General features: G+C 66.9%; 22 protein-coding genes. 10 read left to right on the top strand and 12 right to left on the bottom strand.

Annotation, left to right across the window (positions count from 1 at the left end; translation table 11 throughout):
- Nucleotides 1-270: 270 nt before the first annotated feature.
- Entirely contained in the window at nucleotides 271-792 is a 522-nt protein-coding gene (locus B4F19_RS14735; protein WP_292725782.1) for a hypothetical protein, read from the bottom strand.
- A 98-nt stretch (nucleotides 793-890) separates the two neighbouring features.
- On the opposite strand from B4F19_RS14735, the gene B4F19_RS14740 reads away from it, so the two are divergent.
- From B4F19_RS14740 to B4F19_RS14755, 4 genes are all read left to right on the top strand, one after another.
- Nucleotides 891-2,120 carry an alanine racemase gene (locus B4F19_RS14740; RefSeq protein WP_292725803.1) on the top strand — a complete coding sequence of 410 codons (1,230 nt, stop codon included), beginning with the start codon at nucleotides 891-893 and terminating at the stop codon, nucleotides 2,118-2,120.
- Nucleotides 2,117-3,430 (top strand): D-arabinono-1,4-lactone oxidase, encoded by a 1,314-nt coding sequence (locus tag B4F19_RS14745; RefSeq protein ID WP_292725805.1) that lies wholly within the window; start codon nucleotides 2,117-2,119, stop codon nucleotides 3,428-3,430. Before B4F19_RS14740 ends, B4F19_RS14745 begins: the two co-directional genes overlap by 4 nt.
- A 66-nt stretch (nucleotides 3,431-3,496) precedes the next feature.
- Entirely contained in the window at nucleotides 3,497-4,066 is a 570-nt protein-coding gene (locus B4F19_RS14750; protein WP_228177035.1) for a LemA family protein, read from the top strand.
- A gap of 18 nt (nucleotides 4,067-4,084) precedes the next feature.
- Entirely contained in the window at nucleotides 4,085-4,978 is an 894-nt protein-coding gene (locus B4F19_RS14755; protein WP_228177036.1) for a M48 family metalloprotease, read from the top strand.
- A gap of 27 nt (nucleotides 4,979-5,005) precedes the next feature.
- Here B4F19_RS14755 and B4F19_RS14760 read toward each other — a convergent pair whose 3' ends face one another.
- Nucleotides 5,006-5,917 carry a hypothetical protein gene (locus B4F19_RS14760; protein ID WP_292725807.1) on the bottom strand — a complete coding sequence of 304 codons (912 nt, stop codon included), beginning with the start codon at nucleotides 5,915-5,917 and terminating at the stop codon, nucleotides 5,006-5,008.
- Between the two features lie 60 nt (nucleotides 5,918-5,977).
- Here B4F19_RS14760 and B4F19_RS14765 point away from each other — a divergent pair, with 60 nt between their 5' ends.
- Nucleotides 5,978-7,171, top strand: a complete 1,194-nt coding sequence (locus B4F19_RS14765; RefSeq protein WP_292725809.1) for an AI-2E family transporter — start codon at nucleotides 5,978-5,980, stop codon at nucleotides 7,169-7,171.
- On the top strand, nucleotides 7,168-8,394 hold the full coding sequence (ilvA, locus tag B4F19_RS14770) for a threonine ammonia-lyase (RefSeq protein WP_292725811.1): 1,227 nt from the start codon (nucleotides 7,168-7,170) through the stop codon (nucleotides 8,392-8,394). The genes B4F19_RS14765 and ilvA overlap by 4 nt, the downstream gene beginning before the upstream one ends.
- Before the next feature lie 7 nt (nucleotides 8,395-8,401).
- Here ilvA and greA read toward each other — a convergent pair whose 3' ends face one another.
- Both greA and B4F19_RS14780 read right to left on the bottom strand, forming a co-directional pair.
- Nucleotides 8,402-8,893 (bottom strand): transcription elongation factor GreA, encoded by a 492-nt coding sequence (gene greA, locus B4F19_RS14775; RefSeq protein ID WP_228177040.1) that lies wholly within the window; start codon nucleotides 8,891-8,893, stop codon nucleotides 8,402-8,404.
- Nucleotides 8,894-8,972: 79 nt separating this feature from the next.
- The gene (locus B4F19_RS14780; protein WP_228177041.1) at nucleotides 8,973-9,392 is read right to left on the bottom strand and encodes a DUF4307 domain-containing protein; all 420 of its coding nucleotides are present in this window, start codon (nucleotides 9,390-9,392) and stop codon (nucleotides 8,973-8,975) included.
- Nucleotides 9,393-9,457: 65 nt separating this feature from the next.
- On the opposite strand from B4F19_RS14780, the gene B4F19_RS14785 reads away from it, so the two are divergent.
- Nucleotides 9,458-9,754 (top strand): hypothetical protein, encoded by a 297-nt coding sequence (locus B4F19_RS14785; protein WP_292725814.1) that lies wholly within the window; start codon nucleotides 9,458-9,460, stop codon nucleotides 9,752-9,754.
- A 24-nt stretch (nucleotides 9,755-9,778) separates the two neighbouring features.
- Here B4F19_RS14785 and trhA read toward each other — a convergent pair whose 3' ends face one another.
- Complete coding sequence (gene trhA / locus B4F19_RS14790; protein WP_228177181.1) at nucleotides 9,779-10,468, bottom strand: PAQR family membrane homeostasis protein TrhA; 690 nt, start codon at nucleotides 10,466-10,468, stop codon at nucleotides 9,779-9,781.
- 168 nt (nucleotides 10,469-10,636) lie between these two features.
- On the opposite strand from trhA, the gene B4F19_RS14795 reads away from it, so the two are divergent.
- From B4F19_RS14795 to B4F19_RS14805, 3 genes are all read left to right on the top strand, one after another.
- Nucleotides 10,637-11,425 carry an isoprenyl transferase gene (locus B4F19_RS14795; protein ID WP_228177043.1) on the top strand — a complete coding sequence of 263 codons (789 nt, stop codon included), beginning with the start codon at nucleotides 10,637-10,639 and terminating at the stop codon, nucleotides 11,423-11,425.
- Between the two features lie 50 nt (nucleotides 11,426-11,475).
- On the top strand, nucleotides 11,476-12,600 hold the full coding sequence (locus B4F19_RS14800) for an aminotransferase class V-fold PLP-dependent enzyme (RefSeq protein ID WP_292735955.1): 1,125 nt from the start codon (nucleotides 11,476-11,478) through the stop codon (nucleotides 12,598-12,600).
- A 187-nt stretch (nucleotides 12,601-12,787) separates the two neighbouring features.
- Complete coding sequence (locus B4F19_RS14805; protein WP_375236630.1) at nucleotides 12,788-14,152, top strand: PhoH family protein; 1,365 nt, start codon at nucleotides 12,788-12,790, stop codon at nucleotides 14,150-14,152.
- Between the two features lie 229 nt (nucleotides 14,153-14,381).
- On the opposite strand, the gene B4F19_RS14810 is transcribed toward B4F19_RS14805, so the two are convergent.
- The 7 genes from B4F19_RS14810 to xseA are packed head-to-tail and all read right to left on the bottom strand — an operon-like array spanning nucleotide 14,382 to nucleotide 20,452.
- A complete protein-coding gene (locus B4F19_RS14810; RefSeq protein ID WP_292725818.1) occupies nucleotides 14,382-15,038 on the bottom strand; it encodes a response regulator transcription factor in 657 nt (218 codons plus the stop codon).
- The gene (locus tag B4F19_RS14815) at nucleotides 15,035-16,132 is read right to left on the bottom strand and encodes a sensor histidine kinase (RefSeq protein WP_292735957.1); all 1,098 of its coding nucleotides are present in this window, start codon (nucleotides 16,130-16,132) and stop codon (nucleotides 15,035-15,037) included. Before B4F19_RS14815 ends, B4F19_RS14810 begins: the two co-directional genes overlap by 4 nt.
- 46 nt (nucleotides 16,133-16,178) lie before the next feature.
- The gene (locus B4F19_RS14820) at nucleotides 16,179-17,573 is read right to left on the bottom strand and encodes a class II fumarate hydratase (protein WP_228177047.1); all 1,395 of its coding nucleotides are present in this window, start codon (nucleotides 17,571-17,573) and stop codon (nucleotides 16,179-16,181) included.
- A gap of 48 nt (nucleotides 17,574-17,621) precedes the next feature.
- Nucleotides 17,622-18,257, bottom strand: coding sequence for a carbonic anhydrase (locus B4F19_RS14825; protein ID WP_375236631.1), 636 nt, complete (start codon nucleotides 18,255-18,257; stop codon nucleotides 17,622-17,624).
- A complete protein-coding gene (locus B4F19_RS14830) occupies nucleotides 18,254-18,901 on the bottom strand; it encodes a DUF4245 family protein (protein ID WP_292725823.1) in 648 nt (215 codons plus the stop codon). Before B4F19_RS14830 ends, B4F19_RS14825 begins: the two co-directional genes overlap by 4 nt.
- The gene (locus tag B4F19_RS14835) at nucleotides 18,898-19,146 is read right to left on the bottom strand and encodes an exodeoxyribonuclease VII small subunit (RefSeq protein WP_228177049.1); all 249 of its coding nucleotides are present in this window, start codon (nucleotides 19,144-19,146) and stop codon (nucleotides 18,898-18,900) included. The genes B4F19_RS14830 and B4F19_RS14835 overlap by 4 nt, the downstream gene beginning before the upstream one ends.
- Nucleotides 19,147-19,156: 10 nt before the next feature.
- Complete coding sequence (xseA, locus tag B4F19_RS14840) at nucleotides 19,157-20,452, bottom strand: exodeoxyribonuclease VII large subunit (RefSeq protein WP_292735961.1); 1,296 nt, start codon at nucleotides 20,450-20,452, stop codon at nucleotides 19,157-19,159.
- Between the last annotated feature and the right edge of the window lie 14 nt (nucleotides 20,453-20,466).

Genomic DNA, 20,466 nt, shown 5'->3' on the forward strand with positions numbered 1-20,466 from the left:
ACCGTGAAGCATCACGGCGGGTGGGTCATCACGCATCTTGGTGACGGGTCCCTGGAATGGGTATCCCCACACGGGCGCCGCTACATCGTCAAGCCCGAACGACACCTCCCGACCTTCTACCCCAACGCGGCCTGAGCGCGCCTTCTACCCCAACGCAGCCTGAACGCGCCGGGAGCCGACGATCAGGATCGGCGCGAACGAAATCCAGGCACCGCCGTAACCGCATGGCTGCAGCTGGACCGATCGGGGCGTGGCCGCTAGATGCGTCGGTCACTCCGCGAGCGTCGGTTGTTTCAGCGGTTGTCGCCCGGCGCCGCGCTGAGGCACCAGGGCCAGAACAGCGGCGACAACGATCGCACCCGCACTCACGCCGTACAGCACAAAGCTCCAGCCCGAATGATCGGCGCCAGAGGTGAGGTAGGTATCTGCCAACGCCATACCGGGGCCGAATGACGCGATGAAGTATGCAGGCGCGCCGAACGCAAGAAGTGAGGCATAACCGATCCCGATAGCGCGGGCACCGATGGTCGGCTGCCGCGAGAGCAGAAGCATGAGCAGCACGGCCAGCGCCGGCCCGAGACCCAGGATCGCCAGGACTAATGGTGTGCCGATGGCCTCACCTGCCTGGGCGAGATCGGTGTGAATCTGACTGAGAGTCTTCCCCGGCGCGAACGCGAGAGGGTTCAGCACCAGGATCTGCACCGCCGCCAATGCCGCATAGAGAAACACCGCGATCGTCCCAACGATTGCAGCGACACTGACGCGAAACGTCGGGCTCTCCCGTCTTGTCATGGCGGCACCCTAACCCGCTCACCTGCGCTCTACCAGAGTGGATGCGCGCGAGCCTGTCGCGACCGGAAGCGCCCCGCCTGCCCGGGTAGAGTGCCGTCATGGTGTCGCTTGCTCAGGCCATGGCGGATGCGAAACAGCCGGCTCACGACGCCGCCGCCTATTGGCGCAGGCAAACGGATGCCATAGCCGACGTTTCCGGCCCCGTGGCGACCCTGCACCTCGGGGCGCTCCGGCGCAACGCACTCGACATGGCGGTGCGCGCTGCGGGCGTCCCCATCCGGGTCGCGAGCAAATCCGTCCGGGTGCGAGAAGCGATCGACGCGACCCTCGCGCTCCCGGGCTACGCCGGCATCCTGGCCTTCACGCTGCCCGAAGCACTCTGGCTCGCCGAAACTCATGACGACGTCGTTCTCGGATATCCGACCGTTGACCGCGCAGCGATCGCCGCCCTCGCCGAGAACGAGCAGGCCTGCGCACGCGTCACCCTCATGGTCGATGACCTTGCCCAGCTCGACGTTGTTGACGCCGTCGTACCGCCCCGCGCGCGGCCCACCATCCGCGTCGCGATCGACGCTGACGCATCCTGGCGCGCCCCCGCGCTCGGCCACATCGGCGTGCGCCGCTCACCCGTGCACGAGCCGGGGGAGGTGGCGAGCCTCGCGAGAGCCATCACCAGACGCGATGGCTTCCGACTCGTCGGACTCATGATGTACGAGGCGCAGATCGCGGGCCAGGGAGATGCCACCGGCTCCGGTGACGGCCTCATCCGATGGATGCAGCAGCGCTCCTCCGCAGAGCTTCTGGCCCGGCGCGAAGCGATCGTGGCGGCCTTGCGCTCCATCGCGCCCCTCGAGTTCGTCAACGGTGGCGGAACGGGCTCGCTCGAGTTCACGGCATCCGATCAGGCGGTCACGGAGGTGACAGCGGGAAGCGGCCTGTTCGCCGGTCACCTGTTCGACGGATACCGCATCTTCACGCCCCAACCCGCTGCGGCTTTCTCGCTCGAAGTGGTCCGCAAGCCCACTCCCGACATCGCGACGGTGCTCGGCGGCGGATGGATCGCATCAGGCCCGCCCGTCGCGTCGCGCCAACCGAAGCCGGTATGGCCCCCAGGCCTTCGCACACTGCCCCGTGAAGGAGCAGGCGAGGTGCAGACCCCGCTGCAGGGTGAAGCTGCTCGAAGCCTGCGCGTCGGAGACCGGGTGTGGTTCCGGCATGCCAAGAGTGGGGAGCTCGCCGAACGAGTCGAGCGCTATCTTCTCGTGGATGATGACAGGGTTGTCGGCGAGGCTCCGACGTATCGCGGCGAAGGGAAGGCATTCCTGTGACACGACCCGGCGGCATGTGGCAGAACTGGGGACGCTCGGCGCGGGTGCGGCCGCAGAGCGTCGAGTTTCCGGCATCCGCGGATGCCGTGCAGCGGTCGGTGCAGGCAGCCCTAGCCCGAGGCCGGCGCATCAAGGCGGTGGGTGCCGGGCACAGCTTCACCGGTATCGCCGTCGCACCCGACGTGCTGCTCGATCTCACCGACCTCTCCGGGCTCGTGTCGATCGATCACGAACGGCGCCGCGTGACGCTGCGCGCCGGAACGAGGCTGCACCAGATCCCGGGGATCCTCGCGCGCTACGGCCTGGCGATGCAGAACCTCGGAGACATCGACCGGCAGACGATCGCGGGAGCCATCTCGACCGGGACGCACGGGACCGGTGCTGCCTTCGGCGGGATCTCCACCCAGATCGTCGGTGCCACACTCGTCACGGGGACCGGCGACATCCTGCGCGTGAGCGACACCGAGAACGCCGACCTCCTTCCCGCCGTCGCCCTCGGACTCGGCGCCCTCGGCATCCTGGTCGATGTCACCGTCCAGTGCGTTCCAGCTTTCGTGCTCGAAGCTACTGAGCGCCCGGAGCCGCTCCTCGACGTTCTTGACTCCCTCGATGACCGGGTCGCGAGCACCGACCATTTCGAGTACTACTGGTTCCCGCACACGGATGTCGCGCTGACCAAATCCAATACTCGTCTGCCCGAATCCGCCGTCCGCAAGCCCTTGCCGCCGGTGGGGAAGTGGGTCGACGAGACACTCCTCGCGAACGGTGTCTACCGAGCGGTGTGCGGTGTCGGTGCCCGCGTTCCGGCTGTCGTGCCCCCGTTCTCTCGGCTCGCGGTCAAGCTCACCGGCAACCGCGACTACACCGACCGGTCCAACCGCGTCTTCACCCAGAGCCGCACCGTGCGTTTCCGCGAGATGGAGTACGCGCTCCCGGCCGCCGCCGTGCGCCCCGCGTTCGACGAAATGCGTGCGCTCATCCGCGCTCGTGGATGGCGGATCTCCTTCCCGGTGGAGGTCCGATTCGCCGCCGGCGACGATCGGTGGCTCTCGACAGCGCATGATCGCGGCTCGGGCTACATCGCCGTCCACAGGTACTGGCGCGAAGACCCGACTGAGTACTTCACCGCCGTCGAGCAGATCATGCTCGCGCACGGCGGAAGACCCCACTGGGGAAAGATGCACACGTTGGATGCCGATCAGCTGCGTGAGCGCTACCCCCGGTTCGACGACTTCCTCTCGCTGCGCGACAGGCTCGACCCGCGCCGGGCATTCCAGAACACCTACCTGGAGCGGGTTCTCGGGGCCTGATCCAGCTGCGGCGGTACCCGACGCACTCACAGTCAGTGAGCAGGCGAGTCCCCTAGGATGGGGGCCATGTGGGAGTGGCTGATCCCGGTTCTGATCGTCGTGGCGCTCATCGTCATTGTCGGTATCTATTTCTGGGCGACATACAACTCGCTCGTGCAGCTCAATGTGCGCGTCGACGAGGCATGGAGCGACATCACCGTCCAGCTCAAACGACGAGCAGACCTGATCCCGGGGCTGATCGAAACCGTCAAGGGCTATGCGGCCCACGAACGCGCGGTTTTCGAGAACGTCACCCAGGCGCGCGCCGAGACGCTGTCGGCATCCGGCCCGGCGGAGGCGGGAGTCGCCGAGGGGCACGTGCAGCAAGCGCTGAAGTCGCTGTTCGCCGTCGCCGAGGCCTACCCGCAGCTGCAGGCCAGCACGAACTTCCTGCAGTTGCAGCAGGCTCTGGTCGACACCGAAGACAAGATCCAGGCATCCCGCCGCTTCTACAACGGTGGCGTTCGCGAGTTGAACACGAAGATCAAGGTCTTCCCGAACAACCTTTTCGCCAAGAATCTCGGCTTCAGCGAGCGCGAGTTCTTCGAGGTCGTGGACGGGGCAGCGATCTCCGAACCGCCGCGCATCCAGTTCTGATCGACCCCCTGAGGTCGCATGTACAGCGCCATCGCGCGGAATAAGCGCAATACCTGGTTCATCCTCGTCCTGTTCGTCCTGGGCCTGGGGGCAATCGGGCTGCTGGCCGGATGGCTCATGGGCAACAACTGGTGGGTCACCGCTTTCGTGCTGATCTTCGCCGTCGGCTACGCCACCGTGCAGTACTTCGCGGCAGACCGCGAGGCCCTCGCGATGGCCGGGGCCATCCAGGTGTCCCGCGAGGAGGCACCGCGCTATTACCGGCTCGTCGAGAATCTGTGCATCACGACCGGCACCCCGATGCCGCGACTGTATGTCGTCGAGGATGCCGCGCCGAATGCCTTCGCCACCGGCCGCAAGCCCGAGGAAGCGGCGATCACCGTGACGACGGGCCTGTTCGAGATCATGACCGACCGCGAGCTCGAGGGCGTTCTGTCACATGAGCTCGGCCACATTCGCAACTACGACATCCGGGTCTCGCTCATCGTGTTCGGCCTCGTCGTGGCGGTGGGGCTGCTGGCAGACATCCTGATGCGGATGGCGTTCTTCGGTGGTCTGCGCCGTTCGGGAGGCAATAACGGCCAGGCGCAGCTACTTTTCCTCATCTTCGGGATCGTGGCAGCGATCGTCGCACCGCTGTTGGCAGGCGCCGTGCAGGCGGCGATCTCGCGTCAGCGCGAGTACCTTGCCGACGCCACCGGCGCGCTCACGACCCGTGACCCCGACGGCCTCGCCTCCGCGCTCGCGAAGCTCGAGACACACGCGCAACCCCTCCGCCGCGAGAACACGTCGATGGCCCACCTGTGGTTCGCGAATCCGCTCAGCGCCAAGGGCATGTCGCGCCTGTTCGCCACGCACCCCCCGATTCCCGCGCGCATCGAACGGCTGCACACGATGGGCGGCCAGTTCTGACCTTTCCGGTTCGCCAGCTGGAGGTGTTCAGTCGACCGACAGCACCAACTGGTTACCGGTGAAGTCCATGCCGCCGCGCAGCGACCAATCGTCGGTGCGGTAGGTGAACGTCCCCGCTGAGCCGTCGCGAGCCGTGCCGGTTGCCGTCGCAACGAGGACCCCGCCGGTAGCGGCAAAGCTCGACAGATCCTCGGCGAAGGCGAGGGTCGGCGCCGTTTCGACGCGGAACGCCAGTGAGGTCAGTGTCGCGAGATCTGCGGCCCAGGGGACGCGGATGCCGCAACCCTCCGGCACAGCATCCGTCGGTGCCGTGCACGCGTCGATGTAGGCCTGCACCTGCGCAGATGCGGTCTCCAGCGCGGTGTCTGACAGTTCGGGCTGCAGGTCGGCTGTTGCAGCTCCGCCAGGGGTAACCCCCGCCGTCGCAGTCCCCGTCAGGATGCCGACCGGCGCGGGAAGCACGTCGTAGAGCCCGGGAAGGAGAAGGAACGGAGCGCCCACCTCGACGATCGCGGTGCCGATCGCTGCAGCATCGCCGTGCGCCGAAGCGATCGTGAGGGTGCCGAGCCCGCTCTGGGTCACCTTCCATCCCGCGTCGGTGCGGACGAGCGTGATCTCACCCGAGGCGGATGCCGCATCCAGCGTGTACGCGATCTCAGCGGTCGCCGTGTCACCGTCCTCGTTCATGGCGGTCACCCTGGCTTCCGAGATCGTCCCCGAAACGCCGGCGAACGCGTCCTCGGCGGAGGACACATCGAGCCCGTCCGTGACCACGAGCCCGAGCGCCGATGCGGCATCGCCGCGGCTGAGCGCAGCGAGGTAGTCCTCCGCTGCTGACTGCGGTCCGGAGGGGCGCAACACCAGCCACAGCACCACCCCGGCGAGCACGAGAAGCGCCGCTCCCGCTGCGACAACAGCGATAAGGGCGCCACGTTTCACACCACCACGCTAGCGCCAGCGCATCCGGCTGGCGGCATGTGCCAGTTCTAGACTGAACGGATGAGCACGTCCGACGACAAGCCCACGGGGTCGTTCTTCGACGCGATCCGGGACAGGCGACGGATCGTGTCGGTTCAGGCGACGCGCGGCATTCCGCCCGGGCTGCATCTGGCCGCCGCGTACGCGTGGCGGTTCCTGGTGATCGCGGCAGCGGTCGGGGTCGGAATCTGGCTCGTGATCCAGCTCAAGCTGCTGGTCATCCCGCTGCTGATCGCGATTCTGCTCACGGCACTGGTATGGCCGGCGTTTACCGGGATGCTTCGCCTGCGTTTCCCGAGGTGGCTCGCGATCGCCATCGCGGTCCTCGGCACTGCAGCGATCGTCACCGGCTTGCTGTGGCTTGCCATCTGGCAGATCACACAGCAGTGGTCGTCGGTCCAGTCCCGCACCATCGAGGCGATCCAGCAGTTCCGTCAATATCTGATCGACGGTCCCCTTCACCTCACTGCCGACCAGATCGACGACCTGCTCGCGCAAGCATGGACCTTCATCCAACAGCAGGCCGAACTGCTGTGGTCGGGTGCGCTGGCGATCGGCACCACCGTCGGGCATGTCGCAACCGGCGCACTGCTCACGGTCTTCATCCTGCTCACGCTGCTCGCCGACGGGGCGGGTATCTGGCGCTGGACGACGCGTCTGTTCCCCCGGGCAGCGCGACCCGCCGTCGACGGGGCCGGCCGCGCAGGCTGGCTCACTGTCGCAAACTACGCTCGCACGCAGTTGCTCGTGGCAACGATCGACGCTGTCGGCATCGGCCTTGGGGCCTTCCTGCTCGGGGTTCCGCTTGCGATTCCCATCGCGGTGCTCGTCTTCCTCGGTTCCTTCATCCCCATCGTCGGTGCCGTCGTCACCGGCGCGCTCGCCGTCTTCCTGGCCCTCGTCTACAACGGGCCATTGATCGCGCTGTGGATGCTGGTGGTCGTGCTCGGCGTCCAGCAGCTCGAGGGCCACGTCCTCCAGCCGCTCCTCATGGGATCAGCGGTCAAGGTGCACCCCCTCGCGGTGGTGCTCGTGGTCGCCGGTGGGGCGCTCATCGCCGGCATCCCCGGAGCCCTCTTCGCCGTGCCGCTTGCGGCGTTCGTCAACGTGGTCGCGGTCTACCTCGGTGATAGAGCGTGGGAGACGGGCGCGAAACCCGAGGCCCCAGACCTGATTTGGTCGACAGTTCCGCGTCCGAGGAGAATCGGCAAGTGAGTATCCCCACCCTCGCCGACATCGAGGATGCTGCAGCGACTCTGTCGGGAGTCATCCGCCGCACCCCGATGGACGAGTCCCTGCATCTGACCGACCTGCTCGGTGTTCCCGTCGCTCTCAAACTCGAGAACCTGCAGCGGACCGGCTCGTTCAAGATTCGCGGCGCGGCCAACCGGCTCTCCCGCCTCACGGAGTCGGAGCGTGCGCGTGGAGTCGTCGCCGCTTCTGCGGGCAATCACGCACAGGGCGTCGCGCTGGCGGCTCACGAGCTCGGCATCTCCGCGACGATCTTCATGCCCCTCGGTGTGCCGGTCCCGAAGCTCCTGGCGACCCGCGGTTACGGGGCTGACGTCGTCCTCGAGGGAGCGACCGTCGAGACACCACTTCGCCTCGCCGCCGAGTTCGCTGAACGTACGGGCGCGGTGCTGATCCACCCCTTTGATCACCCCGACATCATCACCGGCCAGGGCACCCTCGGTCTCGAGCTGATGGATGACATGCCCGATCTCGACACCGTCATCATCGGGATCGGCGGCGGGGGACTGATGTCGGGTGTTGCCGCTGCGGTGAAGGCCCGCGCTGCGGCAGTCGGCCGGACCGTGCGCGTCATTGGTGTCCAGGCCGAGAACTCTGCGGCCTATCCTGTCTCGCTTGCGGCGGGTCGCCCGATGGAGGTTGCCACCCGAGCGACGATCGCCGACGGCATCGCTGTCGCGCGGCCGGGAGATCTGCCCTTCGAGATCATCAGCCAGTTGGTGGACGAGGTTGTCACGGTGTCGGAGGACGACATCGCGCGGGCCCTCCTCGTGTTGCTCGAACGCGCGAAGCAGGTCGTGGAGCCCGCGGGTGCTGTCGGTGTCGCCGCCATCCTCGCGGGTAAGGTCGCAGCCCATGGACCGACGGCATGCGTGCTGTCGGGCGGCAACATCGATCCCCTGCTGCTGCAGCGTGTCGTCGCTCACGGACTGTCGGCATCCGGTCGCTATATGACAATGCGCATCCCACTGCCTGACCGCCCCGGGCAGCTGGCTCGAGTCTCAGAGCTGCTGGCGCTCGCCGGCGCCAACGTCATCGAAGTCCTGCACACCCGCCATGGGCAAGGTCTACAGATCAGTGAGGTGATTCTGCAGCTCAGCGTCGAGACCCGAGGCGAAGAGCACAAGGCTCACGTGATCGCGACGCTCGAGAACGCCGGATTCGTCGTGCACGTCGCCTCCGAGTGACCCCGACCTACTGGCCGTCGTAGGTCTCGACCTTGACGATTTCCACGGTGATCTCGCGTCCGTTGGGCGCAGTGTAGGAGGTCTTGTCGCCTTCCTTCAGGCCCAGGATGGCAGAGCCGAGCGGTGAGGCCTCGCTGTAGACATCGAGTTCTGACCCGGCACCGATCTCGCGGTTACCGAGGAGGAAAACCTCTTCTCCACCGGCGATGACAGCGGTGACAACGGTGCCGGACTCCACGACGCCCGTGCTCTCGGGTGCGACCCCCACGGTGGCATTCTTGAGCAGAGCCTGGAGCGTGCGGATGCGAGCCTCCTGCTTGCCCTGCTCGTCCTTGGCGGCGTGGTAGCCGCCGTTCTCCTTGAGGTCGCCTTCTTCACGCGCAGCTTCGATGCGCTTGGCGATCTCTTCACGCCCGACGGTTGACAGGTGCTCGAGCTCCGCGTTGAGGCGGTCGAAGGCCTCCTGGGTCAGGAAGGTCACCGGGGCATCGCTGGACACGAGCGTCTCCTTTCGTCGGCGCCGATATGGCAAGACGCCCCGGCATCGCCAGGGCGTCGTTGATTACGGTCTGGCTAGATTACGTCACCCAGCACGAGTTGATCAAACCCGTCGTCGCTGCCGCCGTCGTCGGGATCGTCTCGACGAACGCGCGGGTGTGCTCGCTCGAGGGCGGGATCACGAGCACCCGCCAGCCGACGATTCCATGCTCTTCGTCCTGCGCCTCGAGGATGCACGCGACTTCGCGTTCAAGCGGCGCGGTGATCTGGAAGCTCAGGCTTACGGTGCCGTCATCGACCACAGCGAACCCGGTGGTATCGGCATCCACGCTCTCGAGCGAGGTTGCCACCGTCATCCAGCCGAACCAGCCGATGACTGCAACCACGATCGCGAGACCGAGGACGATCACCCAGCGCGAGGGGCCCCCGCGTCGTCGTCCGTAGCGATCGTCGAGTCTCGCGCGGATCGCGTCGTCAGCGGCGGGGGGTGCGGTAGTCATCGGGGGTGTCTCGTGAGTCGTTAGGCTGGAACTCCAGGCTAGACGCTGGCCAGTCGAAACGAGACATGATGCGCATTCTGTTGGGGACCTCGACCCCGGTTCCAAGCCCGTCGGTGACGGTCAATCCCGACCTCGTCACTCCGGGGCCGTGGGGCTTTCTGGTCATCGCACTGCTGGCGGTCGTGGTCATCCTGCTCATCACCGACATGATGCGCCGCATCCGTCGTGGCCGGGTGCGTGCCGACATCCGCGAAGAACTGGATGCCGAGGAGAAGGCAGAAGCTGACGCGGAGCGATCGCCCGAAGCCGACGAGACCGACGGCGACGCATCTCCCAGTGTCGACGGATCCGAGCGGTCCTAGCTGCGCGGGTCCGCTGCGGCAGTCCTAGCCGTGATAGGCGGGGCTGAGGCCGATGAGCAGGCACGCCGTCCAGTGGCAGAGGAACGCCAGCACCGTGCACACGTGGAAGATCTCGTGGAACCCGAAGTGGTTCGGCCACGGGTTAGGACGCTTGAGCGCGTACACGACGGCACCGAGGGTGTAAAGGATGCCGCCTACCGCGACCAGAACCATCATCGCGACGTTGGCCTGGAACAGCGGCACGATGTACATGACCGCAGCCCATCCGAGCACGAGATAGAGCGCCACGTACAGCCAGCGTGGGGCGTCGATCCAGAACACGCGGAACAGGATGCCGAGAATCGCCCCACCCCAGACCAGCGAAAGCAGAATGATCGACTGGCTCGTCGGTAGCGCGAGCACCGCGATCGGGGTATAGGTGCCGGCGATCAGAAGCAGAATGTTCGCGTGATCGATGCGCTTGAGGACCGCGCGGGTCTTCGGCTTCCACCGGAACCGGTGGTACAGCGCCGAGTTCCCGAACAGCAACAGCGACGTCAGCATGAACACTGCGGCCGACCATTTCGCGGCCGCTCCCTGGGACAGGGCGATCAGGACGATGCCGGCAGCTATCGCGATGGGGAAGGTGGCTGCGTGGATCCAGCCACGCCACGAGGGCTTCAATTCCTCAGGAGTGACCGACTCAGCCTCTTCGATCAGCGGCAGCCGCGGCATCTCGGCGCCAGCGACCGACTCGTCCCACTCGGGGGTCGGGCGATCAGTGGGATGGTTCACGCCAGAGCTCACCCTCCGAGCCTACGAGCCGGAGTATTCCCGCGGGGGCACGCGTCGGCGCGTGGCAGCTCGCCGTACCCGGGCCGGGGGCAGGAGTAACGTGGCCGTGTGGCATCGGGACTCGGGACAGCGCGCGGCAAGGGCCCGCTGTATCGGCTCTACACCGCTCGGCTTCGCCGTGAGCTGACCCCCGAGAACATGCCGCATCACATCGCGATGATGATCGACGGAAATCGGCGTTGGGCGCGTCAGCTCGGCTACGAGACCGCCGCACACGGTCATCGAGCGGGAGCCGCGAAGATGCGGGAGTTCTTGGAGTGGTGCGATGACCTCGGAGTGAAGGTCGTCTCGCTCTACCTGCTCTCGACCGACAATGTCCGCAAGCGCGATGCCGCCGAGTTGAACGACCTGCTTCAGATCATCGCTGAGCTTGCCGAGGAGATCTCGCGGGTTCGCGACTGGCGGGTCAAGCACGTGGGTCGAGCCGAGCTCCTTCCCCCTGAGCTCACCAGGGTGCTCCGCGCCGCGGAGGATCGGACAGCGGGCAACCCCGGCCTTCACGTGAATCTGGCTGTCGGTTACGGGGGGCGTTCCGAGATCGTGGATGCCGTCCGCAGCATCATCGCCGCCCACGATCGGGACGGCGGGTCCCTCGAGGAGCTTGCCGCAAGCCTCACCCCCGAGCAGATCGGTGAACACCTGTACACCGGGGGGCAGGCAGACCCCGACCTCGTCATCCGAACCTCCGGAGAGCAACGGCTCAGCGACTTCCTGCTCTGGCAGAGCGCACACAGCGAGTTCTACTTCATGGAGGCGCTCGGACCCGACCTTCGGGAAGTGGACTTCCTTCGTGCGCTGCGTAATTATGCGAGTCGGGAGCGCCGCTTCGGCGGCTGAGGGACCGCTGCGCCAGCCCACGCCTTCGTCCGGCGTGCGAAAATGTGACAGTGACGGGTGATATCACGACGTATATCGAGTCCTTCGATTCCGAGCCCGGCTACCTCGACTGGGCGGCATTCGGACCGCTCTCGCCAGTTGTTCGCAGCGAAGTGCACGCGGATGCCGAGCTCCTCGGAACGGGCCGCCGCTCGAGCGTTGACCTCGTCAACGAGCACGTCGACCAGTCGCGCTCTCACGCGGCATCCGTGCTGGGTGTTCCCGCGGAGCAGATCGTCATTCAGCCCTCGACCAGTCACGGCCTGCAGCAGGCGATCTACGGCCTCAGCGGCACGCTTCTGCTCTCTCGTGCCGAGTACCCGGCGTTGACGATCGCCGCGGCGCGCGCCGAGGCGTCGCTCGGCACGATGCGAGCGGCGTGGCTCGAGCCCGGGAACGGGTTCGTGACCCCGGATGTCGTCCGCGAAGCCCTCACCGATGAGGTCACGGCGGTCGCCGTGAGCCTCGTGGATTTTCGCACCGGCTATCGCGTCGACCTCAGCGCCCTCCGCGACGTGATCGGAGACCGACTGCTCATCGTCGACGCGATCCAGGGGCTCGGGATCGTGGACGCCGATTACGGTGCGGCGGATGTCGTCTGTGCCAACGGATACAAGTGGCTGCGCGCCGGACGCGGCACCGGCGTCGCCACCTACAGCCCGCGTGCGGTCGATCGGCTGACCCCGGTGCTCTCGGGCTACGCCGGGGTTGCCGATGGACTGCCCGTGGATGAGGTGCCTGAGCCGTCGCGAGATGCGCGCGCTTTCATCGTCTCGAAGGCCGATTCGCTCGCGGCTGCTCGCCTGGGCAGTGCACTCCATGAGATTCACCAGGTCGGTGTGGCGACGATCGCCGCAGCCGTCGAGGCGCGGGCAACGCGAGTGATCGAGATCGCCGATGAGAACGCCATCCCCGTCATCACCCCGCGAGAGCCCGAGCGCCGCGCGGGGATCGTGACGTTGGCTCCGGAACCGCAGGACGCGGGGCCGCTCGCGGCTGCCCTCGCTAATGCGGGAGTCACGATCACCCCCCGGGGCGGCACGATCCGCGTCTCTGCCCACGCCGGTACCGATGACGAATCGCTGTCGCTGCTGGCCGCCACGCTCTCGGCCTACGTGGCAGCCCGAGCCTGGTAGGGCTCGGAGGAATTTACCTCGATGTAACGGTGTCGACAGCGTGTCGATGCCTACGGCGCCCGATCCCCGTCGTACGTTCAACTCGTCGGGCAAGGCGCCCGACCGGGTCGGCCGTCAGGATCGCGACTCGTGACCCCTGGTCGACTCGCTGGGTACCGGGAATTACCACCCGGGGCGGGAGTGGGTTGTGACCACACGGGCAGCACAGGCACAGGACCGGGTTCACCAGGACGGCCGGATCGAAGATGCCGAGCAGGATCAGACGCTGCGCACCTACGTGCTCGACACATCAGTGCTGCTGAGCGATCCGCGCGCGTTCTTCCGATTCGCCGAGCACAACGTCGTGGTCCCGGTGGTGGTCATCACCGAACTCGAAGGCAAACGGCACGATCCAGAGATCGGATACTTCGCACGGCAGGCGCTACGCCACCTCGATGAGTTGCGCGTCGAGCACGGACGACTCGACTTCCCGGTCCCGGTCGGCGCCGGCGGAACGCTGCGGGTCGAGTTGAACAACACCAACCCTGACGCGTTGCCTTCGGGTATGCGACTGGGAGACAACGACAGCCGCATCCTTGCCGTGGCCATGAACCTGGCATCCGATGGTCAGGAGGTCACCGTCGTCTCCAAGGACCTGCCGATGCGGGTCAAGGCGGCGTCGCTCGGCATTTCGGCCGAGGAGTACCTTGCCGAGCAGGCTGTCGACTCCGGCTGGACCGGCATCGCGACGATCGACATCTCCGGGGACGAGCTCAGCGATCTGTACGAAAGCGAAGTCGGCGCCAGCGAACAGGTGACGGGGCTGCCGGTCAACACCGGCCTGATCATTCACTCCGAGCGGGGCTCGGGCCTTGGCCGTGTCACCGGCGACGGTGGTTACCGACTCGTGCGTGGCGACCGCGATGTGTTCGGACTGCACGGCCGCTCGGCTGAGCAGCGCGTGGCGATCGACCTTCTTCTCGATCCCGAGGTCGGCATCGTGTCCCTTGGCGGCCGGGCTGGCACGGGGAAGTCGGCTCTTGCCCTGTGCGCGGCGCTCGAGGCAGTGCTCGAGCGGCAGCAGCAGCGCAAGATCATCGTTTTCCGTCCCCTGTTCGCGGTCGGCGGCCAGGAACTCGGGTACCTGCCCGGCGATCAGACCGAGAAGATGAACCCCTGGGGCCAAGCGGTGTTCGACACGCTCGGGTCGGTCGTCTCTGGCAATGTCCTCGACGAGGTCGTCGAACGGGGGCTCCTGGAGGTCCTTCCCCTGACGCACATCCGCGGTCGCTCCTTGCACGACGCCTTCGTGATCGTTGACGAGGCCCAGTCGCTCGAGCGCAACGTGCTGCTCACGGTGCTCAGCCGCATCGGCCAGAACTCCCGAGTCGTCCTCACCCACGATGTCGGCCAGCGAGACAACCTTCGGGTGGGTCGCCACGACGGTGTCGCCTCGGTGATCGAGACGCTCAAGGGTCAGGCCCTGTTCGGGCATGTCACCCTCGTGCGGTCGGAACGGTCCGCCATCGCGGCCCTGGTCACCGACCTCCTGGAATCGGGAGAGCTGTCCTGAGGCGGGAAGGATCGCGCTGTGAGCGAACCCTCACGCAACCATGAGAAGAGTCTCATCGAGAGGTGGGTCATCGGGGACCCGGCGTCTGTCACCATTGGTGCAACGGGTTCCGCGAGCCCCCCAGATCGCGAGACCCTCCGGTCGGTGACCCCCCAATAACCGGCCCTGCCCCCGGCGACACCCCAGACGCCGGGGGCACTCTCATGCCCTGGTCACTCTCATGCCCTGGTCACTCCCAGCGGTAGCCGGCTCCGCGTACGGTGGCGATGTGATGCGCGCCGAGCTTGCCTCGGAGGTAGCGCACGTACACGTCGACGACATTCGACCCGGGATCGAAGTCCATCTCCCAGACCCGGCTCAGAAGCTGTTCGCGGGAGAGCACCATTCCCGGGCTGCGCAGAAACTGCTCAGCAAGAGCGAACTCCCGGGCCGACAGTTCAACCTCCCGCCCCCCGACCAGCGCGCGCCGTGACAACAGATCGAGTGAGACCTCACCGTGGACGATCGTCGTCCCCGCGTCGGCTGGTACCTCGCGCAGCCGTGAGCGCACGCGCGCGAGGAGTTCCTCGAAGGTGAACGGCTTTCGGATGTAGTCGCTCGCCCCGGACTCGAGCCCTTCGACGGTATCCCGAGTGCTGGTGCGGGCAGTCAACATGATGATGGGCACCGTGCGGCCTTCACGACGAATCTGACGAAGCACCTCGAGCCCGTCCAGTGTCGGCAAACCGATATCGAGGAGCGCGAGGTCGATCGTTCCGCCCCGAAGGAGCTCGAGAGCCGGCGGCCCGTCGTCGACGATCACCGTCTCATAGCCTGCGGCGCGCAGGCCACGTTCCACGAACGCCGAGATCTGCGGCTCGTCTTCTGCGATGAGGATCCTCGTCACCGCTTTCCCCCCTGATGGATCACGTCATCGGCGCGTACCGGCGCCGGGTAGGACGCACCGCTGGTGTGCGGCACGTGGATGGTGAACGTTGCCCCGCCCCCGGGGGTATCGGTCACCTCGCATCGGCCACCATGGCCTTTCGCGATGGCGTCGACGATCGCCAATCCCAACCCCGAGCCTCCCACACTTCGGCGTCGTCCCGCTCGGTCGAATCGGCGGAAGATGCGATGGCGCATCGCCGGCGGTACGCCGGGACCGTGGTCACGCACCCAGAGGCGGACCTCGACAGGGTCCACCGCGCTGCCGACATCGATCGGACTCGCGTCAGGGGAGTACTTCGAAGCATTGTCTGCCAGCTGCAACCACGCCTGAAGCAGGCGGTCTCCGTCGCCGAGCATCCGCCCCGTCGCCCGGTCGGTGACGTGCCAGTCGTGTCCCGGGATGACAGCCACCATGTCTGCCATCCGAGCAGTGAGAGCGGCGAGATCGATCTCGTCGGACGCGTAGGTGTCGGTCTCCGCTGCTGCCAGCAGATCGATGTCTTCGACCAGTCGTGTGAGTCGGTCGAGCTCGGCGATTCCGATCGCCCGGGTGGCATCGACGTCGGCCCGATCCGACGCATCCATGATCTCGAGATGTCCGCGCACGATGGTGATCGGTGTCTTGAGTTCGTGCCGCACATCATCCAGCAGCTGTCGCTGCGAGTCGACCGAACCTTCGAGGCGGTCGAGCATGGAGTTGACGCTCTGCGACAGGTCGGCGATGCCCTCGCCGCCGTCGGACGGCAGGCGCCGGCTCAGATCCGCGAGCGTCATACTTTCGGCTGCTTCTCGGACCTCCGCTATCGATCGAAGCGCCGCGCCGGCGACGAACCATCCGACGAGCACCACGAGAACAATGGTGACGACGGATGCAACGCCGAAGACGGTCATCGGCATCAGCAGGGGATCCAGCGGCGCGCCGGCACTCCAGAGCGCAGTCGCCTGCGCCGTGAATGTCACGCCGCCGACGAGGGCGAGGGCCACGGCGCACGCCAGTGCCACCCCCGTGACGATGCGACGCCGCGCCGATCGCGGCCGCTGGGACCGTGTCATGGGGTGATTATCGCCCGGCGCGCCGGTCCGGCGCATCCGCGGCAGCTCAGCCCGGGTGGGTCATTGACAGCAGGTCGAGCTTCTCATCGAGCTGCTGGGGAGTCAGCTCACCGCGCTCGATGTAGCCCAGCGCAACGACGGCTTCGCGAATCGTGATCCCTTCGGCGACTGCGTGCTTGGCGATCTTGGCCGCGGCTTCGTAGCCGATCAGCTTGTTCAGGGGCGTCACGATCGACGGCGACATGCCGGCGAAGGCCGAGGCGCGCTCGACGTTGGCTTCCAGTCCCACGATCGTCTTGTCTGCAAGGACTCGAACCGTGTTCGAGAGCAGCCGGATCGATTCGAGCAGAGCGGTCCCCATGACCGGTATCGCGACGTTCAGTTCGAACGCGCCGGAGGCGCCTGCCCAGGCGATGGTCGCGTCATTGCCGATGATGCGCGCGCACACCATCAGGGTCGCCTCGGGAACAACGGGGTTCACCTTGCCGGGCATGATCGACGAGCCCGGCTGAAGGTCCGGGATCCGTAGTTCGGCAAGACCCGTGTTGGGGCCCGACCCCATCCACCGCAGGTCGTTGTTGATCTTCGTGAGAGAGACCGCGATCGTCCGCAAAGCACCGGATGCCTCAACGAGCGCATCGCGGTTTGCCTGAGCCTCGAAGTGGTCCTTGGCCTCGGTGATCGGCAGCTCGGTCTCAGCGACCAAGATCTCGAGGACCTTCTGGGGGAAACCGAGCGGAGTGTTGATTCCGGTCCCGACGGCGGTACCGCCCAGGGGGACCTCGGCCACGTGGGGGATGACAGCCTGAACACGCTCGATGCCGAGGCGGATCTGGCGGGCGTAGCCGCCGAACTCCTGGCCGAGGGTGACGGGGGTGGCGTCCATGAGGTGGGTCCTGCCGGACTTCACGACGCTCTTCCAGAGCTCAGCCTTCTCTTCGAGCGCTACCGCCAGGTGGTCGAGCGCCGGGATGAGGTCGTCGATCAGTTCCTGGGTGACCGCGACGTGCACCGACGTCGGAAAGACGTCGTTCGAGGACTGGGACGCGTTGACGTGGTCGTTCGGGTGCACCGTCTGGCCGAGGCTGTGCGTCGCGATGGTGGCGAGCACCTCGTTCATGTTCATGTTCGACGAGGTGCCGCTGCCGGTCTGGTACACATCGATCGGGAACTGGTCGGCGTGCGCCCCGCCGATGATCTCGTCGGCCGCCGCGGCAATGGCCTCTGCGATCTGGGCGTCGAGCGTGCCGAGGTCCCGGTTGGCCAGCGCCGCAGCCTTCTTGATGCGCGCCAGCGCCACGATCTGCGCGGGGTCGAGGGCATCACCCGAGATCGGGAAGTTCTCCACGGCCCGCTGGGTTTGCGCGGCGTACAGTGCGTTCTTGGGCACCCGCACCTCGCCCATCGTGTCGTGTTCGATGCGGTACTCGATGTCAGTCACGTCCTCGTTCCTTCGCTTCAGGTGTGCTCGGGCAGCTGCCCGCAGTGATCAGGGGTTCTCGGCGGCGCCCACGATGACATCGGGGATCGCCGTGCCCTCCGACAGCCGATAGTTCGCTCCGACGATCGCGAGGGTTCCGGCGGCGACGGCATCGCTGATGAGTTCGGAGGAGTGGAGGAGCTCGGCGACGGTGTCGCGCAGGTGCTCTCGGCCTACCTCTTCGGCGTCCACCGGTCCGCCGTCGGAAGAGCGGATGACGCGTCTGACCGCCGGGACGATGGGCGCGATCTGGCGCCAGATGTGCGGGGGAAGGGAGGGGGCATCCACGGTCGTTGACTCGATAGCCGCGGCTACGGCGCCGCATTCGTCATGTCCGAGCACGACGATGAGGGGGACTTCGAGCACCGCGACGGCGTATTCGAGGCTGCCCACAACAGAGTCGGAGATGACCTGTCCAGCGTTTCGGACGACGAACAGGTCGCCGAGGCCCTGGTCGAAGATGATCTCCGCCGCGAGGCGCGAGTCGGCACAGCCGAAGAGCGCGGCACGGGGGCGTTGACCTCCGGCCAGCTCGTGACGACGCTCGACATCCTGCCGAGGGTGTGAGGGCTCGCCCGACACGAACCGTGCATTGCCGTCGCGCATGTCTCCCCAGACCTCGGCGGGAGTCGCGGTCGGCATCATGAGATCCCCTCTCGGGCGGCGATGATCTGGTCGGCCAGGCCCTCGGCCACCACGCGAAGGGTGTCGGCATCCGTCGCGCCGTAGACGAGGATCGTGTCGTCGCCGGCGGTGGTACTCAAAGCAGCCGAAATGTTGCCGGCGCGGGCGGGGTCGGGGATGTCGTACTCGGTCCATTCGACACCATCGATGACGATGGTTCCCGCCGAATCTGCCCCCGAGAGCTCGCGCGTCGGCCACGTTGCGTCTGCGCTGAAGCCCTGGGAAACCCGCACGAATCCGGCGTCCTCAGCCGGGACATACAGCACCGTCCACGTGCGCGGGTCGTCTCCCGCGACGGCGGCTGAGGTCACGAGCCAGGTCTCGGGAACGACAGGAACGATCACGGTCGAGCCGTCGAGGGTGAGTGAGACCTCCTCGGCGACGGCGGCGACGTCGATCGGCTCCGAGGCTGGTGGTTCGCCTCGTGGCACGGCGAAGATGACGATCGCAACGATTCCGAGCGTGATCACCAGGGCGGCAACCAGATTGCGAAACGTCTGGCTCGACCGATACACGCGGGAAGACTCGGCCTTCCGGGCCGCCGTCTCCTCGGGCGTTTCGGGACGCCCGAGCTCGGCGACGATCCGGTCGCGCTGAGCCATCATGACTCGTCTCCGCTCGGGGACGACGTCGACGCCGCGCGCGCAGCATCCAGCCGCTCCTTCGCGCCGACGAGCCATTGCTCACATCGCGCTGCGAGTGCTTCGCCGCGCTCCCACAGTCGCAGCGACTCCTCGAGGGTTGGTGCGCCCTGCTCCAGCGCTGCGACGACCCGAACCAGCTCGTCGCGAGCCTGTTCGAACGACAGGTCGTCGACATCCCCCGGTGCATGCGGGTTGGCGGCGGTCATGATCTCCATCCTAGAGCGGCACGTCGGGGGTGCTGCTCTCCTCGACCTCGCCTGCAGAACGGGCCCCGAACGAGCCACGCCCCACTGTGACGGTGACGTCGGTACCGGCGGGCGCCTGCTCGGCATCTCGCACGATGACCCCACCCGCGACGTGCGCGATGGCGTAGCCGCGGGCAAGAGTCGAGGCGGGGGAGAGGGCTCGCACCGCTGCTCGCAACTCCGCGGTCTTCCGGGCCTGCGCCGCCACGGCACGCTCGGCGTGGTCCCGCCCTCGCGCCACGAGAAGCTCGATGTGCTGCGCTCGCTGCGCCACGGCGTTCTCGGGATTGCGCAACACGGGGCGTGAGCGCAGCTGCTCGAGCTGCGTGATGTCATGAGCCAGCCGCTGTGTCACCCGGGTCCGGGCGCGGCTGCGCAACTGGGACACGAGCGCCCGCTGCTCGGCGACGTCGGGGACCACGCGCTTGGCGGCATCCGTCGGCGTGGATGCTCGAAGATCTGCCACGTCGTCGAGGATCGGATGGTCGTTCTCGTGCCCGATCGCGCTGACCACGGGGGTGGATGCCGCGGCGACCGCACGAACGAGGCGCTCGTCACTGAACCCCAGCAGCGTCTGCGGGTCACCCCCGCCGCGAGCGATGATGATCACATCCACCTCGGGGTCGGCGTCCAGGGTCTTCAGCGCCGCGATCGTCTCGGGCACGCAGCGATCCCCCTGCACCGCCGCGTACCGCGTGCGAAACCGCACGCGCGGCCAGCGCAGTTCGGCGTTGCGATGCACATCCTTCTCGGCATCCGAGTTCTCGCCCGTGATCAGGCCGATGAGGTGCGGGAGGAAGGGGAGCGGCTTCTTGCGCGAGGGGTCGAACAGTCCTTCGCCACGCAGCTGGACCCGGAGCCGCTCGAGCCGCTCCAACTGGTCGCCGAGCCCCACGTGCCGCATCGCCGAAACGGCGAAGCTGAAGTCGCCGGTTCGTGTGAAGTAGTCGGCCTTGACGCACGCGACGACGCGATCGCCGACGGCGAGGTCGGCGGGGAGGCGTTGGCGCGTGCTCGACCAGATCCTGATCGAGATCGTCGCGTCAGTTGTCAGGTCCTTCATCCGCCCGAAAACGTTGCCGCCGCGAAGGTTCCACGACGTGATCTCTCCCTCGACCCACACGGAACCCCACGTTTCGACGAAGCCGCGGATCGTGTCGCCGAGGCGGGCCACCGAGGTCGGCGAGTGAGCGTTCGAGTCCCGAGGGTGGACCGAATCAGGGGGTGGGGCCTGCCCCGGGACGGGTTCGGGCTGAAACGTCGTCATGATCCCTTTCGGCT

The organism is Microbacterium sp. UBA1097, from assembly GCF_002313585.1.
Classification (GTDB): Bacteria; Actinomycetota; Actinomycetes; order Actinomycetales; family Microbacteriaceae; genus Microbacterium.

Coding starts and splice junctions, on each gene's coding strand:
- B4F19_RS14830 (WP_292725823.1), bottom strand. CDS start 18,901: ATGATGGCTCAGCGCGACCGGATCGTCGCCGAGCTCGGGCGTCCCGAA.
- B4F19_RS14825 (WP_375236631.1), bottom strand. CDS start 18,257: ATGATGCCGACCGCGACTCCCGCCGAGGTCTGGGGAGACATGCGCGAC.
- B4F19_RS14815 (WP_292735957.1), bottom strand. CDS start 16,132: ATGACACGGTCCCAGCGGCCGCGATCGGCGCGGCGTCGCATCGTCACG.
- B4F19_RS14740 (WP_292725803.1), top strand. CDS start 891: ATGGTGTCGCTTGCTCAGGCCATGGCGGATGCGAAACAGCCGGCTCAC.
- B4F19_RS14765 (WP_292725809.1), top strand. CDS start 5,978: ATGAGCACGTCCGACGACAAGCCCACGGGGTCGTTCTTCGACGCGATC.
- B4F19_RS14780 (WP_228177041.1), bottom strand. CDS start 9,392: ATGACTACCGCACCCCCCGCCGCTGACGACGCGATCCGCGCGAGACTC.
- trhA (WP_228177181.1), bottom strand. CDS start 10,468: ATGCCGCGGCTGCCGCTGATCGAAGAGGCTGAGTCGGTCACTCCTGAG.
- B4F19_RS14785 (WP_292725814.1), top strand. CDS start 9,458: ATGATGCGCATTCTGTTGGGGACCTCGACCCCGGTTCCAAGCCCGTCG.
- B4F19_RS14735 (WP_292725782.1), bottom strand. CDS start 792: ATGACAAGACGGGAGAGCCCGACGTTTCGCGTCAGTGTCGCTGCAATC.
- B4F19_RS14835 (WP_228177049.1), bottom strand. CDS start 19,146: ATGACCGCCGCCAACCCGCATGCACCGGGGGATGTCGACGACCTGTCG.
- B4F19_RS14755 (WP_228177036.1), top strand. CDS start 4,085: ATGTACAGCGCCATCGCGCGGAATAAGCGCAATACCTGGTTCATCCTC.
- xseA (WP_292735961.1), bottom strand. CDS start 20,452: ATGACGACGTTTCAGCCCGAACCCGTCCCGGGGCAGGCCCCACCCCCT.
- B4F19_RS14750 (WP_228177035.1), top strand. CDS start 3,497: ATGTGGGAGTGGCTGATCCCGGTTCTGATCGTCGTGGCGCTCATCGTC.